Raw genomic sequence first — 15524 nt, forward strand, 5'->3', positions numbered from 1 at the left:
TTTTAAAATATCATAAGATTTTTATATGTCTATTTCTTGTGTAGCCCCATTAGGATAAATTATGGTAGCCTTATTGTCACAAGAACCATCTCCAAAGTCTAAGTCTACTGCTAAACCATTTTTAGAAAGGTTTAGAACACCTGAGCTCCAATACTCACAGTTTAATTGTTTGTAAATGTTACCCGATAATACGTAAGTATCACCGCCTTCAACAATTGTCCATGTTCCAGATAAGTGGAAAAGGGTATCTTCACCATCTTCAAATACCAAGGCTAAGGTTTTGGTACCCGTTTCTGAAATTACCTCACCATCTTCAAACTCCACACTTATATCACTAGTTACTGTGTATGAAATTCCCATTTCAGATTCCTCAATATCTAAAACAAAAGTTCGAGTACCATTAACTTTAATGGTACCTATATAAAAATCGGTATAACTTGCGCTGTATGATGCACCGGTTGCAGACTCGTTATAAGTTACAACAACAGTACCGTTAATATTATCAGTGCCATTAAGTTGGCAATTATTAAACGTTGCTGTAAAACCAGTATCAGTGTATTCTGCAGTATAACAATCGTTTTTACTGTTAGTAGCTTTTAACGAATTTGTTTCGCTATTAAATAACTCTGCTAACGCAACATCGACTGTCGAATTAAGGTCTTCAACTTCTAGTACGGTTTGTACTTCTGTTTGAGATAATTGGGCATCTTCTGGTATTTGGGGGTCATCTGACTCATCTGAGCAAGAAAATACAGTGAAACCAACTATTGCTATCAAAACATATCTGAAAGCAAAATGTTTAAAAGTTTTCATGTAATAGTATTTATTAGTTTATGCTTGCATAACGTGTATTGTAGAGGCGTAGTACTTAAATTCGTTGAACTGCATAGAAATTAACAAATAGTCTATTCTATGTTCCCCTGATAGCTAATACGTCTACGATGCGTGCTAAAAACATGTAACATAGCTCTCTTATTCGGAAATAGTTCAAGGTCAATTTGGAAATTCTCAGTAGCGTTATTTATATCAAAAGTGACAAGTACCATTCCTTTATCTAAATTTTGATTCACTTTAAAATTATTTGGCACTCCATTAAATTGGATTCCGGCGTTGGATGGATTAGTCGTGGTAACAATTTGGCGTTCTCCATAATACGGTAAATGTGCCTCAACGGAATCTTTTGAGATTACCATTGTTGCATTTGAACCATTTAAAGAAATTCTACTGGCATTACTACCATACGGAAAAAGTTGTGCGTTGCCCAGCTGAGCCATGCTAGTAGTAACTAAGGGTAAGGCAAAATCAAATTCAATTTTTAATGGGTTGGATTCTAAAGAATTTGCAAGTGCCTGTACTTGCTCTGGGTCTACCGTTCTGGAATTAGTTTTGCATCCTAAACCAATTAGTATAGAAAAAAATAGTAACGGAAATAACTTTTTCATAGCGGTAACTTTTCCTTAAAGTACCAAAAAGTATACCATATTCCTAAGGTTTTAGCGAAACCTTAAAAATTTTAGTTTGTGTCTGCTTTCCTTTTAGAAATACCCCGCTAACCTCTTTAAAATAGAAGTTTTTTAAATTTCGTATACGATTTACCACGTCTTCAGAAAGCAAAAAATCAGTTTGATTTTCATTACATAATCCTTGAATACGGGCAGTTACATTTAACACATCGCCGGTGTAAACAATTTCTTTTTTTAAAGCCCCTAATTCTCCTGTTGTAACTTGCCCTAAATGCAAACCTGCTTTAAAATCGGGTACGATACCAAACGTTTTATTAAAATAGTTTTTTTTAATCTGAAGCGCTTTTTTCATTTCAAAAAAACATTGAACACAGTTTGAAAGATTAAGGTTTTTTGTTTTCCAGGTAATTACAATTTCATCACCAATATATTGATAGACCTCTCCTTTATGATTGACAATGGATTTTGAAAAAGTATTGTAATAGTCTTGTAATAACTTAAAATAATCAACATGACCTAGTTGTTCAGCTATAGTTGTAGAAGCTTTCATATCTACGAACATAAATACTCGCTCTTCTTGCATAGGTCGATGATAAGCGCCAGTAAAAAAGTTTTTAAGCACTTTATGACCTAAATTTTCACTAACAGCAGAATAAAATAAAGACAGCATCAAGGAAAATGAGAGCTGAATAGCGGTTCCTAAAAACGCAGTATCACCCCAAAATTTCCAAAACTTTGTCCATACCGCTTGGTCTGTAATTGGTTTTTGTAGTTCTAGACTAGCAGCTATTGGGTAAGATATAAACATGATAACCACAAAAAAACAAGCGTAAAAAATGATTTTATAAACTACAGATTTCCATAAAACTAGTTTAGAGAATAATTTGCTTACCAAGGTTATTTCTAATAGACCTACAATAAATCCGACCAAAAATATCAACAGGCTTGCAAAGAGCATAACTTGTGGATTTAGAACTATAGTACCTTCAGAAACTTTGCTATTGCCAATGGCTAAACTATCAGAAATCATAAAAACCAAACCTGTTATCAGCCATATAAAGGCATGCGGTAAGGTTCTAGCTAAAAGTCTTTTTGCACTAGGTGATAAGGTTGGCATGCTTAAAATTAATCGTTTTCTATTTAAACTCGTTTTCTAAATCGAGCGAGTAGCACTATTCTCTTTTTAGAATTGATAAAATATACACCGGTAAGTAAAATAACAGCAGCAATAATAGCTTGGGGTTTTATATTTTCATCTAAAAAGTACCAACCCAGAAACATGGCAACTATAGGATTAACGTAGGTGTTGGTAGCAACCTTTTCTGGAGACACCTTTTTTAGCAAAAAATTGAACGATGTAAATGCCACAATGCTTCCAAAGATTATTAGCAGCACCATTGATATTTGTACTTCTGAAGACCATGAAGTAATCCAAGACCATTGTTCACCAAAAAGTAAACTCATTAGCATCAATAACACGCCGCCTGTGAGCATTTGATAACCTGTATTTACAAAATAATTTTTGGGCAAATCGGCACTTCCAATAAAAAGGCTACCGTAAGCCCAAGCTAACATGGCACCAAAAATCATAAGAATACCCACAAATGCATTTTCTTGATCCAAAATGTTTTTTTGACTCACCAATAAGTAAATACCTAACATTCCAAGCGCAATACCCAGCATAGACATAGGTTGAATTTTCTTGCCTTGTAGAATCCACATTAATAGCAGTATAACCAAAGGTTGTGCAGATATTTCTAAAGCAGCAAAATTGCTATCTACATATTTTAAGGCCCAAACCGCTAAACCATTGCCAACAGTTAAAAAAAGAAAACCCGCTAGCGTTGTATTTTTTAGTTGTTTGAAGGTTATCTTAATGTTTTTACCTGTAGCAACTGCAATTACGAAGATTAATATACTAGCCGTTATAAAACGAATACCTGCTAAAAAGAAGGGAGATATCTCACCAACCGCAATTTTATTCAGCAAATAAGTAGAGCCCCAAATCACGTAAATGGAAAAGAAAGCAAGAAGTATTAACCAAGCGGAATCTTTTTTACTCATGTTTGGTTTTTTTGGTTGGATTTTATTTCCAAACAAACTTCTGAATTTAATTATGAACCACTACTATAAATAACAGTAAAAATAAATAAAGGTAACCCAAGCTTTAATGGGGTTATAGAAATAGGTTTTTTCTAGAAAACTATCGTATTTATCGATAAAGGGCTTGGAATCATTTGTTTTAAAGAGGATTTCTAGGTATTCACCGAATAGCACAATAAAGTGTTATATTTATCGTATACGATTTGTAGGTTTGTTTTATGGCGAAAAAAATTGCTTTAAGAGATAAGGTTCGAATGCATTTAATGCAGCAATTACAGAACGGACATTTAAAATTAGATAAGACTATAAATCTAGCACGTTTGTCTAGAGAATTAGGTATTAGCGTAACACCCATTAGAGAAGCGCTAACTCAGTTGGAACATGTTGGTATAATTAAAGCTGAAATTAATCGAGGTTTTGTAATTGCCAAATTAACATTAGCCGAAGCCCGACATCTTTATCAAACTATAGCAGAATTAGAGGCATTAGCATTAAGTAAATCTGAATTTAATACCGATGATTATAATTTATTGCGCACACAATTGACTGCTTTAGTGAATACACATACCATAAATTTTAGAATCAAAGAACATTTTGAATTTCATCGGTTACTAACTCATAAAGCGAATCCGATTTTGTTAGATATTTTAAATAATCTACGAACACGTATGTTGTTTTATGAGCAGCATTACATCCGCAAAAGTGCTTTTTATGAAAATGTAGATAATCAGAACGAAGCTATCATTCAAGCCATAGAAGAAGATAACTTACCTACAGCTGAATTAATTCTAAAAATGAATTGGATGCAGATTTTAGACCATTTGAGTATAGAAATGGCTAAAAACAACCCTGTTATTGATGCTGAGGAAGTTACAGCTACACCAGAACATACAATAGTATAGACCAAAATACGTTTGTAATGACATGAAACATTTGAATCCTCAAATTGCGCGTTTGGCTAAGCAAAAGAAAAAGACGTTGGTTAAAAAGCAGATTGCTTGCGGTATCTTTCAAGATTTAGAACCCAACAAAACCCAAGTCTCTAAAGAAACTTATTTGCCATAAGTATCAAAATAATTAGCGTAGTTTTCTGGGGTATCTAAGTCTACTGCTTTTCCATTAGCTTCTAGAATTAATAGCTGGTCTTTAAACTTTTCTAAGAGGTGTCTAGCCCCATGGTCCGCAGATAAGTTTTTTAATTCTTTAAAAACTGTTCTAGGGAATAAAACAGGAACCCCTACTCTATTCCCATATTTAGTAGCTACTATTTTGTTTGAATTTTGCCGTAAAAGCTTTTTTAAATATGCTTCATCTATCAATGGTTGGTCTATCAATAAAACCAAAAGTTGCTCAGGTTGAAATTTTTCTTCGATTTGTTGTACTCCAAAAGCTATTGAGGTTCCCATACCATTTTTCCAGCCAATATTAATTGCGGTTTCTACAGAACTTGGCAAAACATCTGAAATTATAGTTGCATTAGCCCCTAAAACTACCAACACATCTGCTGTAATTGCTTTTGCGGTTTTAATACAATTACCAATTAAAGTTGTGTTTTTCCAGGGTAGTAACTGTTTGGGCCTCCCCATACGTGTGGAAGCCCCTGCTGCAAGAATTAAGATTGCAGTTTTAGGCATGAATTTTTCCTTCTTTGTTTTTAAGTGAATTGACAGTTTTTTGATTCCGCAGTGCAATAATTTCAGCTAAAATAGCAATGGCAATTTCTTGGGAAGTTTCAGCACCAATATCTAAACCCGCCGGACCATTAATATTTTCAATAAACTCGTATGCTATATCACTATCTAACGCTAACAATTCGTTAAATAGCTGTTCTCTGCGTCTTGCGGGTCCTAATAAACCTAAGTAACCGGGTTGGTATTTTTTTAATCCCAATAGATATTTTAAGTCTTTAGCATAGCTATGCGTCATTACTACAACGGCAGTTTGAGCATCTATTGGTAAGTCAAGCCCATCACCATCACTTGCTACCAGTTTTGAAGCACCAATAAAATAGGAAAGTGTTTTTTCTTCCCTTGGATTAACAACCACAGTAACATCCCAGCCTGTTTGTGAAGCCATAGCTGCTAACTGAACAGCATCATGCTCGGCACCAATAATGATTAAACTATAGCAAGGGCTAAATTCTTGCTCAAAAACAGGCTTTTTGGTATCTAATTGAAAAAAAGTATTAACAGGATATGTTTGACCGTCAATAGTTAGTATACTTCCAAAATGAACACTTTCTCCTTCAGCTTGTTCATAATAACTCGCCATTTGAAATGATTGTCTTTTTTGAAAAGCCGTTTTAAGCGCTTTAATAACTTTAGACTCTAATTGAAGGGGTTCTAAAAGAATGTACAAAATACCTTCGCATCCTAAGCGATATCGACCGTCATAGGTTATCATTTTAGGATTAGTAGTTTTAAATACGGTTTCCGCTTGGCGAAACACCTCTTTTTCAACACAGCCGCCACTAACGGCGCCAACCATGGTGCCATTTTCTAATACTAACATTTGAACTCCTGGTCTTCGATAAGATGACCCGTCTAAGGCAACCACAGTAGCTAGAACAGTTTTAATTCCGCTTTGCGCTGCCTGTTCATAACCAGTTATAATTTTCTTTAGTTCATGTGTCATTTATACAATGTTTTTAACTGGATAAAATGAAACCATCTCTCCTGCATATACTATAACTTTTGGTAGAATTTTCACAAATCCATTACACCTAACTAAACTGGTTAAATCTCCAGAACCGTTACCCTTAACAAATGTTGCTGTTAAGTTTGCCCCTTCAACAACAATAGCAACTTGTACAAAAAGAGTCAAATCGGTTTTATTTTCAAAGTCTTCTTTTAAAGTTACCAAATTCTCAGGAAATGGTAACCCTATAGATTTATAAAACCAACTTAAAACGTAAATATGGAAATTCACAAAAGTAGATACTGGATTTCCTGGTAACGCAAACACCGTACATTTTAAGTTGTAATGCCTACCAAACCAAAAAGGTTTTCCTGGTCGTTGTTTTACTTTATGAAAAAGCTTTTCCACACCCAATTCCTCCAACGCTTTTGGTAAGTAATCGAATTTTCCTTTAGACACGCCACCACTTAGCAAAACAACATCATAGGTAATTAACGCATCTTCTAAACCTTGTTTGACCTCAGAAAACACATCTTGAAAATGTAATAAATTAGATGATATCCCTAAAGTTTGTAATGCCGATTGTAAGGAAAACGAATTGGATTTTCGAATTTGATGAGGCTCCGGTTTTTGGTGAATATCAACCAATTCATCTCCTGTTGAGATAATGGCAATTTTAGGATGTTTTTTAACTACGATTTCTTCTTTCCCTACCGAAGCTAATACTCCAATTTCAGCAGCGGTAATAATTCTACCGGCAGAAACTAATAAAGCTCCTTGTTTTTCATCTGAACCTTTAGTATGAATTTCTTGATTAGGTTTTGGTGGAATTTCAATTTTAGCATACCCTTCTAAAATGGTTAACTGTTCATACATTACCACGGTATCTGTTCCTTTGGGTAAAATGACCCCCGTCATTACCTCAAAACAATGAGAAGAGTTTTCTAACGTTTTCTGAGGGTCGCCAGCGGCTGCTACACCTTCAATTTTTAATGGCTGTTGTTGTTTTTGGTAGCCTTCATAATTTATGGCGATACCATCTTTTACTACCCTATTGAAAGGTGGAAAATCAGTATCAGCAAAAATGTCCTCAGCCAAACACCTCCCCGTAGCTTGCTGAATAGCAACTTTTTCTACGCCAAATTCCGTAGTGTTATTAAGAACTAATTGTAAAGCTTCTTCAAAATCAATCATACAAAAAATGAAATTTGTAATCCGTTAGTTAGTAGTACTTTAAAGCCTACAACAAAAACCAATACTGCGGTAACATATCTTATGGTTTTACCTGTTAATTTTCCAAGACTTAACCTTACTCCAATCTGTCCACCCAACAAAACTGCAGCAATTAAGATAAACAGTTCTGGCAAGGGTACTTCAAAAGTTCCAGCGGTTAACAAGCCAACAGTACCCGAAACAGAGTTTACTAAGATAAAAAAGCTAGCTAAAGCGGCAATTACAATTGGTTTTTCCCATTTTAAATGATTTAAAATTGGTGCAAGAAATATACCACCACCGATACCTACTAAACCAGAAAGTAAGCCAATTGCTCCCCCTAAAACATAAGGTAGATAGTTAGGATACTTTTTAATCTGAATTTCAGATTTCAGCTGCAACGTTTGTATAATTAGTGCAATTGCTGAACAAATAAGGGATGTGCCTAGCAGTATAAAAAATACTTTTTCATTTAATCGAAAAGTGGCTCCAACAAATGCTAGTGGAATACTAGTAATCAAAAAAGGTAAGAATTTCTTGAGCTTTAGATGTCCTTTTCTGTAATACAAAAAACTACTGCCAGAAACCACTACTAAATTGCATAACAAGGCGGAGCTTCTAATCACAAAAAACGAAGTAAAGACTAATGTTAATAAAGCTAAATAGCTTGAACCCCCACCAAAACCTACACTAGAATACAGCAAGGCAATTAAGAAAAATGCTAAGGCTAAGCCAAATAGTTCAACTTGCAAAAATGTGTAGATTTAGTTGATTGAGTCCACCATTTATATTCCAAAGCTCAGCTTCTGGATATAGCTCGCTTAATTGATTATAGGCCGAAATACTACGTTTACCTGATTGACAAAGTAAATATACTGGTGCTAAGAAATCTATTTTATTCAAATTATTTGAGATTTCAGCCAATGGAATATTTATAGAACGGTCTAAATGATCTTCTTTAAATTCTGAGGTTGTACGAACATCAATTATTTGAGGTTGTTTTTCACGTAAAAGTGCTAAAAATTCTTCTGATGCAATACTATTCAACGTATTACATCCTCCATCTTGATAGCTAATTAGCAATTTTTGAATTTCAAGGTTTTCAGGTTTTACTTGAAAACCAATCTTTTGTGTGGACTGACTTAATCCATCATATAGTAATAGTTTACCAGAGAGTACCTCACCTACTCCGGTTACTAATTTTACTACTTCTAGTGCCTGCAAAGAGCCCACAATACTGGGTAAAATACCCAAAACGCCATTTTCGTTACAGCTAGGAATTTCTTCTTGCTTGGGTTGACTTGGAAACAAACAACGTAATGTTGGTCCGTTCTTATAATTGAAAACCGTTAATTGCCCTTCAAAACCGTGTAAGGCGCCATAAACAAGTGGTTTTTTTGCAATAACACAGGCATCATTAAGTAAATAACGAGTAGCAAAATTGTCTGTAGCATCCACAATAAGGTCAAATTGAGAAATGATTTCTATGGCATTAGTCACCGAAATAAAGGTTGCAAAAGGAACTAGTTTACTTTCACTATTTTGAGCCTTTAGCTTTTCTATGGCAACTGTTAATTTTTGTTTTCCTACATCGGTTTCTGCATACAAAACTTGTCGTTGTAAATTATGTAGCGCTATAACATCATTTTCAACTAAACCCAAGGTGCCTACCCCCATAGCGTTTAAATAGGTTGCCACCGGAATACCAAGACCACCTAAACCCACCACCAGCACTTTTGCTGATTTTAGTTTTTGTTGCCCTTCTTTGCCAAATTGAGGTAAAGTAGTCTGCCGTATGTACCTATTTTCAGCCATTGTTCAATAGCTTTTTGGCGTAATTATATTCTTCGAGCGAATTTGCATTGTAAAGTACCGTATCCTCTTTAGGAAAGACTAATTTAATTTCTGAATTCAATAAGAATTTTCTGGGACAAGAACTTTCGGCTGTTTGCATGTATTCGTAGGCTTTTGCTAATCCGTTTGGTTCCCATATTGTAATTAAAGGCTCAGGTAGTTTTGTTTTATTGGTAGCAAATGATGTGGCATTTTTTGTGGTGTCTCGCTCTTTTATCAATTGCGAAATAGTTAGCTTATCTATAAGCGGTAAATCACAAGCCAATACTAACCAAGCAGCATCTTTATGTTTTTTATGTGCACTCAACATACCGTTAAACGGGCCTCGAAACTCATTTTGGTCTACAATTGTAGGCTTATTTGCAAAAGCCTTTTCTTGCGATTCTTGAATACTATAATAAACACCATCACACAATTGCTCACAAAGTTCAAACAAATAATCACGTTGAGGTTTACCATGGTATTCTAACATGCCTTTATCTGAACCCATACGGGTACTTTTACCGCCAGAAAGTATTAAACCATAAAGCTTAGGATGTAACATAAGTTCTATTCGTATTTCAAAACATTAACCGCCAATAGACGTCATGCTGTTATCAAAAATAGTTTCTTGGTGTTCGCTTTGCGCCTCAAATCCGGTTTTAGCGCGTGTTGAAATAGCTTCCATAATAGCCTCTTTAAAGGCAATATCAGTTGTTGCTGTGCGTAATAGCGTTCTTATATTTGTTTTAGGTTTACCGTATAAACATGTTATAACATCACCTTTTGCTGTGATACGTAAACGATTACAAGAACCACAAAATGTTCTACTAAAAGAAGGTATAATACCAAATGTACTTAGATGCCCTTCAATTTTATAATTCATTGAAGTTGATGTGGCAGGTGAATCTAGTTTTTGATATTTTGGATACGTTTTAGAAATGTATTCCAAAATGGCCTTATGATGCCATTTAATACTGCCAAAACTTTTGGAACCACCATTAAAAGGCATTTCCTCTAAGAATCGAACCCCAACCTTATAATTTTTCATTTCCTCTAAAAGCGGAATAATATCTGTTTCATTTTGACCCTCTAACACAATAAAATTAATACGAACATTAAAATCTTCTTCAAGTAATCTATTTAGATTTTCACGAACAATATCATACGTCTTTCTGCGGGTAATTTTCTCAAATGTTTCTTTTTTAATAGCATCTAGACTAACATTAATGTTTTGAATGCCAAGCTCTTTGAGTTCATTGATATGTTTACCAATAAGCGTGGCATTGGTAGTAATTGAAATGTCTTGCAAACCCTTTAAATCTGACAAATGCCTGAGTAAAAGCATCACATCTTTTCGAACAAAAGGTTCACCACCCGTCAAGCGAATTTTATTTACACCCAATTCAACCATACTTGTGGCAACACGCTTTAACTCTTCTGTTGATAACAATTGCGTAGGCTTCGCAAAATTTATGCCTTCTGCTGGCATACAATAATTACAACGTAAATTACATCGGTCTGTAACTGCGAGTCGTAAGTAATCTATTTTTCTACCGTGATTATCTATCAACATAGCTCTAAGTTAAAAACGATAATCGAGAATACCATCATCTTCTTTAAAAATTGTGGGATAGTGCTCTTGAATATTCATTTTCATAAAGTCTAAAGGTACATCAGCAAAATGACCATAGTCCTCTAAATATTCCATAAATCGATGGCCATCTGAATTAAATTCCTGAAAAACAGAATCGTTTTCACCATCAAATGTTAAGGGCTCAACATTAGTTAGTTCACAAAGCTCCTTGTTAAAAGCAGGTGTGGCTTTAACCCATTTGCCTTTGAGATGAACATCAACCATACCGTGTGGTGTTAAAACGTTAGTTCCAAAACGCTCCGTTAAACGTTCCACGGCAATATGATTGGTAACTTTTGCTAAACGCAAACGCGCAGGTATACCTAACGCCCGTAGACCTGCAATTAAAAGTATTGCTTTTTCTATGCAATGCCCATCTATTTTTAGGAATAAGGTACTAGCAACAAAATTTTTAGGGTCAACACTTATGTGGTAAGGGTTGTAACGCCAGCCATCTCTAACTTTTATATATAAACCTTGCGCTTTTTCAATAGCAGTTAGTTTCTTGGTATTAAAAGGTGTAATTAAATCTTGAATTTCAATTGAATTGTAGTCAATAAAGGGTGTAGGTTCTAAATATTCTTTCATAATTATCCTCCACTTACCGGTGGAATTAACGCAATTTCGTCAAACGAATTTATAGGTTTGGTATCCTCAGCGTAGTTGTTATTAACAGCAATAGCTAAAGATGATAATTTTTTTAATTCTGGATAGGCGTTCTGCAAAAAAGAACGCAAATCACCTACAGTTTTTGGAGACTCTTTGCCCGTAAAGGTACTTGTAGGTATAGATAGTTGTGGGGTACCTATAATATCCTTGGTAACACCAAAAAGTAATATAGTCATGAGAAAAATTCTAATTTTTTGAGCAATGAAATTACTTAAATAGAATGGAGTTTTCTAGAATTTAACCATTCTTAGAAGGGCTTTAACCAAATTTTATGGGAAATTTTTAAGATTACGTTTATACTACATTTTGCAAATTTGCGTTGCTAATGCAGAACCTATAAAAATTGAAAATGAAAAACGTTTTAAGGATAGTTCCTATTATCATTGCATTAGTATTACTACCAACTTCTTGTGGTAATTCAGATGATGACGTAAATTTTAATCTTGGAAATGGTGGTAATACTGATGGCGGCGGATTAGGTAGTGGGTCAGAACCAGATGACTGCCTTGGTTTTGATGAAAACGATTTAATTCTTTCTATACAATCACAAAAAGCCGAAGCACCGGCAAAAATCTCTATTCTTTTTAAAGTAACAGATGATTTAGGTAATCCGGTAGCGGGTCTAACTGCAGACCAGTTTACGATTTACGAACAAGGACGAAATGATGATTGTTTCAATGTAATATCTTCATCAGAATCACAAGCACGTATATCACCAAATGCTCAAGTATTTAATAACAATGCACTATTGGTGTTAGATTTAAGTAATTCTGTACTAGAAAGTAGTTTAGAAGAACTTAAAACAGCGGCGGTAAGTTTTGTAAATAATGTTATGCCAGCTAATGAAACCGATTCGTTTCAAATGGCTATATATTGGTTTGATGGTGAAGACGAACTCCACTTATTAAATCCGTTAACTTCTTCAATTGCTGAATTATCTGGAGCTATAGAGGGTATTACTGCAGATATCAGTAATGACCCTTCTACAGATTTGTATGGTGCGGTTATTAAATCAACAGAGATTGCTAACAACTTAATTAAAGAAACAGACAACACTATTATTGGAGCAACATCTGTTACCATTTTTACAGATGGTACAGACCAAGCCTCTCGTTATACTGAAAGTAGCGCTTTAAACGCAGTGGATAATGCCGACCCTAACGTATCTTTATTCACTATTGGTTTAGGTGCAGAAATTGACCAAGAAGTATTAAGAGAAATAGGTAAAACAGCTAGTGTTGTTGCCGCAAATAAAGAAGAATTAGAAACCACTTTCAATCAAATCTCAGCACGGGTAACAGAACAAGCAAATAGCTTTTATCTTTTTGAATACTGTACGCCAAAAAGAGATGGTAGTGGTGAAAATAATTTAGTTATTCAATTAACTGATGGTGCGCAACAAGGTGCGGTTCAAACAAAATTTAGTGCTAACGGTTTTACCGGTGGTTGTGAATAATACATATCAGAGAAATAAGATTTTAAAAGGATTCCTAACGGAGTCCTTTTTTTATGCCTAAAAATTATAAAACATCTAATACACCAAAACCAAACGTACATAAAACCGAATACTATTTAGAACACAAAATTAGAAGAATGAAAAAAGTTATTTTAACAGGTGTTGCCGCAACGCTATTGTTGTCCGCTTGTGTATCAAAGAAGAAGTATGTAGCCTTAGAGGAGAACTTAGCGCAAACACAATCACAATTATCTAAGACGCAAGTTGAAAAAGAAGAACTAGAAACTAAACTTTCTAAAATAGAAGCTCGTGTTGCTGAATACAATGCTAAAATTAATTCGTTAAAAGAAATTAGTGATAGCCAATATACCATAGAAAATGGTCAGGTAATGAGCAACGATACCAAAGCGAAGCTAGAAAACACTTTAAAAGAAATTGACCCAGCAAAAGTTGCTGAAGCCAAAACAATGGAAGATAAAGTGAATTTAGCCATATCTCATAACCTTAAGAAATCTATTTCTGGTGAAGATGCTGATGATATAGATGTATTTGTTGATAAAACTGTAGTAATGATTAATATTTCTGATAATCTTTTATTCAGAACAGGAAGCTACAGCATTAATAAAAAAGCTGACGGTATTTTGGGTAAGTTGGCAGAAGTAATCAACTCTGAACCAAGTATGGAGGTAATGGTTGAAGGGCATACAGATGACCGCTCAATCAGCACTCCTATGTTAGAAGACAACTGGGATTTAAGTGTAAAGCGTGCTACCTCAGTAGTGAGAAAATTACAGAAAGATTTTAACGTGGACCCTACCCAATTAATTGCTGCCGGTAGAAGTGAGTATCAGCCTTTGGTTGAGAATACTGACAAAGACAGTATGGCAAAAAACAGAAGAACTAGAATTGTTATAATTCCAGATTTAGACAAGTTCTTTGCGCTTTTAGATTCAGAAGCAGAAACACAGCCTTAAAAAGTAACCATATTAAATAGAAAAGGGACGCACAATAAGGCGTCCCTTTTTTTTTAAATTGGTTGGTTTCTATTTGTAAATCAAAGCGTTACCAAACTCTTGCGCGTCTAAAGGTTTACTCAAGTCTAAAAGAAAACCGTTTAGTACTGCATGGGTATATTTTCCATCCTTTTTTAAGAAGAAATTTGGTGTAATTCCTGGTCGTAGATTAAACTCAGGTAATTCAAACTCCTCTGGCACCAGATTAATTCGTGCCTTTTGAAAGGGTTTTACCTCTTCCATACCTTTGGCTCGTAAATAGGCAAAACCAGAAGTAACAAAGTCTTCATAGTCTGTCACCATTTCAAAATTCACTGGAAGTTCAATAATTTGTTCAGTTACTTTTGGGGCTACTAAGGTATATCCAGTAGCATCAAATGTTTCATAACCGTAGTAGGTAGATAAATCGCCTTGGTCAGCAATGATACTTTCATAGTGGAATTTATCATGATTTCTATCATCAACTTCATTTCTATAAATTCCCAAATCCAATTGATACGGTATACTATCTATATGGTAGGTTACATTAGTCAATTTTAAATCAAACATTTTACGGTCGTTATGGGGAATTTTCTCGTAATCTTCTATAGGGATATCTTTATAAGTGTTTTTTCCAATAGTGTATAAAGCAGACAAAATAGAAACATAGTTTAGTTTTCGAATTTCTTGCTTTTCTCTATCATTCTGGTATCCTCCAGACTCAATTAAAATTACCCCTGTTCCCCATTTAGTGAGGTTATCACCAAAGGCTCTAGGTTCAAAATCGTCAGAATAGCGGCCAACCTGGCCTGGCGCATATTTTTGAATGATGTTATTCATAAATACAATGACCTTCATGGCATCTCCTCTAATTGTATTGATGTCTTTTTCATAATTAAAAGGAGGAGCTAGATATGAAATCGTTGCTGGTTTAGCTGTACGTTCTGCATTGTAGTAGCGACTTTGATCGTGAAGATTAAACCCAAATTTTGGATTTAAACTATCTCTAACCTTTTTAAGTGTTCTACCTTCAGGAGATTGTAAGCGAAGCGCATCTCTATTAATATCAATACCTAAAGCATTTCTACGAGTAAATAGTTGCGCCCCATCTGGATTCAGCATTGGTAGAAAATGAAGCTTAACACGAGCTAAAATTTCTCTTTTTTCTTTAACAAAATCGTCTGAATTTAAAAAATTGAAAATATCAAAAATTGCCTGTGTTGCTGTGGGTTCGTCACCATGCATCTGAGACCATAAAAACACATCAATAGAACCTTTACCAATACTTATTAGATTTAAGTCTCTACCCTGTATAGACTCACCAACTTTAGTTACCGTAAACTTTTTGTTCTTTTTAAGTTCATTAACTAATAATTGAACTTGATACGGTTTTATTCTACGCTTATCTAACGCATCTTCTTTATACTTATCATAAGTTTCATAAAGTTGAGAGGTTAAATCTTCTTGCGCAGTATTACTTATAAAAAGCAACAGAAAAAAAGATAACAGACAGTATTTCATTG

At 34.5% G+C, this 15524-nt stretch carries 17 protein-coding genes; 3 read left to right on the forward strand and 14 right to left on the reverse strand.

Annotated elements, in window-relative coordinates; genetic code table 11:
- Positions 1–21 precede the first annotated feature (21 nt).
- The 4 genes from H5V42_RS02015 to H5V42_RS02030 all read right to left on the reverse strand — a co-directional run bounded on the left by H5V42_RS02015 (position 22) and on the right by H5V42_RS02030 (position 3527).
- The gene (locus tag H5V42_RS02015; protein WP_185781442.1) at positions 22–813 is read right to left on the reverse strand and encodes a hypothetical protein; all 792 of its coding nucleotides are present in this window, start codon (positions 811–813) and stop codon (positions 22–24) included.
- 92 nt (positions 814–905) lie between these two features.
- Entirely contained in the window at positions 906–1442 is a 537-nt protein-coding gene (locus H5V42_RS02020; RefSeq protein ID WP_185781443.1) for a DUF4251 domain-containing protein, read from the reverse strand.
- Positions 1443–1485: 43 nt separating this feature from the next.
- Positions 1486–2580 carry an adenylate/guanylate cyclase domain-containing protein gene (locus H5V42_RS02025; RefSeq protein WP_185781444.1) on the reverse strand — a complete coding sequence of 365 codons (1095 nt, stop codon included), beginning with the start codon at positions 2578–2580 and terminating at the stop codon, positions 1486–1488.
- A gap of 23 nt (positions 2581–2603) precedes the next feature.
- On the reverse strand, positions 2604–3527 hold the full coding sequence (locus H5V42_RS02030; RefSeq protein WP_185781445.1) for an EamA family transporter: 924 nt from the start codon (positions 3525–3527) through the stop codon (positions 2604–2606).
- 257 nt (positions 3528–3784) lie between these two features.
- Here H5V42_RS02030 and H5V42_RS02035 point away from each other — a divergent pair, with 257 nt between their 5' ends.
- A complete protein-coding gene (locus H5V42_RS02035; RefSeq protein ID WP_185781446.1) occupies positions 3785–4468 on the forward strand; it encodes a GntR family transcriptional regulator in 684 nt (227 codons plus the stop codon).
- Positions 4469–4618: 150 nt separating this feature from the next.
- Here H5V42_RS02035 and H5V42_RS02040 read toward each other — a convergent pair whose 3' ends face one another.
- From H5V42_RS02040 to H5V42_RS02080, 9 genes are read right to left on the reverse strand one after another with little or no spacing between them, the layout of a single operon-like run.
- Positions 4619–5200, reverse strand: a complete 582-nt coding sequence (locus tag H5V42_RS02040; RefSeq protein WP_185781447.1) for a nucleotidyltransferase family protein — start codon at positions 5198–5200, stop codon at positions 4619–4621.
- Positions 5193–6200, reverse strand: a complete 1008-nt coding sequence (locus tag H5V42_RS02045; RefSeq protein ID WP_185781448.1) for an XdhC family protein — start codon at positions 6198–6200, stop codon at positions 5193–5195. The genes H5V42_RS02040 and H5V42_RS02045 overlap by 8 nt, the downstream gene beginning before the upstream one ends.
- Complete coding sequence (locus H5V42_RS02050; RefSeq protein ID WP_185781449.1) at positions 6201–7397, reverse strand: molybdopterin molybdotransferase MoeA; 1197 nt, start codon at positions 7395–7397, stop codon at positions 6201–6203.
- Positions 7394–8167: a sulfite exporter TauE/SafE family protein gene (locus tag H5V42_RS02055; protein WP_185781450.1), complete on the reverse strand. Its 774-nt coding sequence runs from the start codon at positions 8165–8167 to the stop codon at positions 7394–7396. The genes H5V42_RS02050 and H5V42_RS02055 overlap by 4 nt, the downstream gene beginning before the upstream one ends.
- Positions 8157–9230: a HesA/MoeB/ThiF family protein gene (locus H5V42_RS02060; RefSeq protein ID WP_185781451.1), complete on the reverse strand. Its 1074-nt coding sequence runs from the start codon at positions 9228–9230 to the stop codon at positions 8157–8159. The genes H5V42_RS02055 and H5V42_RS02060 overlap by 11 nt, the downstream gene beginning before the upstream one ends.
- Positions 9223–9813, reverse strand: a complete 591-nt coding sequence (locus tag H5V42_RS02065; RefSeq protein ID WP_185781452.1) for an NTP transferase domain-containing protein — start codon at positions 9811–9813, stop codon at positions 9223–9225. Before H5V42_RS02065 ends, H5V42_RS02060 begins: the two co-directional genes overlap by 8 nt.
- A gap of 24 nt (positions 9814–9837) precedes the next feature.
- Positions 9838–10824, reverse strand: coding sequence for a GTP 3',8-cyclase MoaA (gene moaA / locus H5V42_RS02070; protein ID WP_185781453.1), 987 nt, complete (start codon positions 10822–10824; stop codon positions 9838–9840).
- 9 nt (positions 10825–10833) lie between these two features.
- Complete coding sequence (locus tag H5V42_RS02075; protein WP_185781454.1) at positions 10834–11472, reverse strand: transglutaminase-like domain-containing protein; 639 nt, start codon at positions 11470–11472, stop codon at positions 10834–10836.
- Positions 11473–11474: 2 nt separating this feature from the next.
- Positions 11475–11729 (reverse strand): MoaD/ThiS family protein, encoded by a 255-nt coding sequence (locus H5V42_RS02080; protein WP_185781455.1) that lies wholly within the window; start codon positions 11727–11729, stop codon positions 11475–11477.
- 173 nt (positions 11730–11902) lie between these two features.
- Here H5V42_RS02080 and H5V42_RS02085 point away from each other — a divergent pair, with 173 nt between their 5' ends.
- Positions 11903–13009 (forward strand): vWA domain-containing protein, encoded by a 1107-nt coding sequence (locus H5V42_RS02085; RefSeq protein WP_185781456.1) that lies wholly within the window; start codon positions 11903–11905, stop codon positions 13007–13009.
- A 137-nt stretch (positions 13010–13146) separates the two neighbouring features.
- A complete protein-coding gene (locus H5V42_RS02090; RefSeq protein WP_185781457.1) occupies positions 13147–13983 on the forward strand; it encodes an OmpA/MotB family protein in 837 nt (278 codons plus the stop codon).
- 69 nt (positions 13984–14052) lie between these two features.
- On the opposite strand, the gene H5V42_RS02095 is transcribed toward H5V42_RS02090, so the two are convergent.
- Positions 14053–15522 (reverse strand): M14 family metallopeptidase, encoded by a 1470-nt coding sequence (locus tag H5V42_RS02095; RefSeq protein ID WP_185781458.1) that lies wholly within the window; start codon positions 15520–15522, stop codon positions 14053–14055.
- Positions 15523–15524 lie beyond the last annotated feature (2 nt).

Source organism: Croceivirga lutea (assembly GCF_014235875.1).
Lineage (GTDB): Bacteria > Bacteroidota > Bacteroidia > Flavobacteriales > Flavobacteriaceae > Croceivirga > Croceivirga lutea.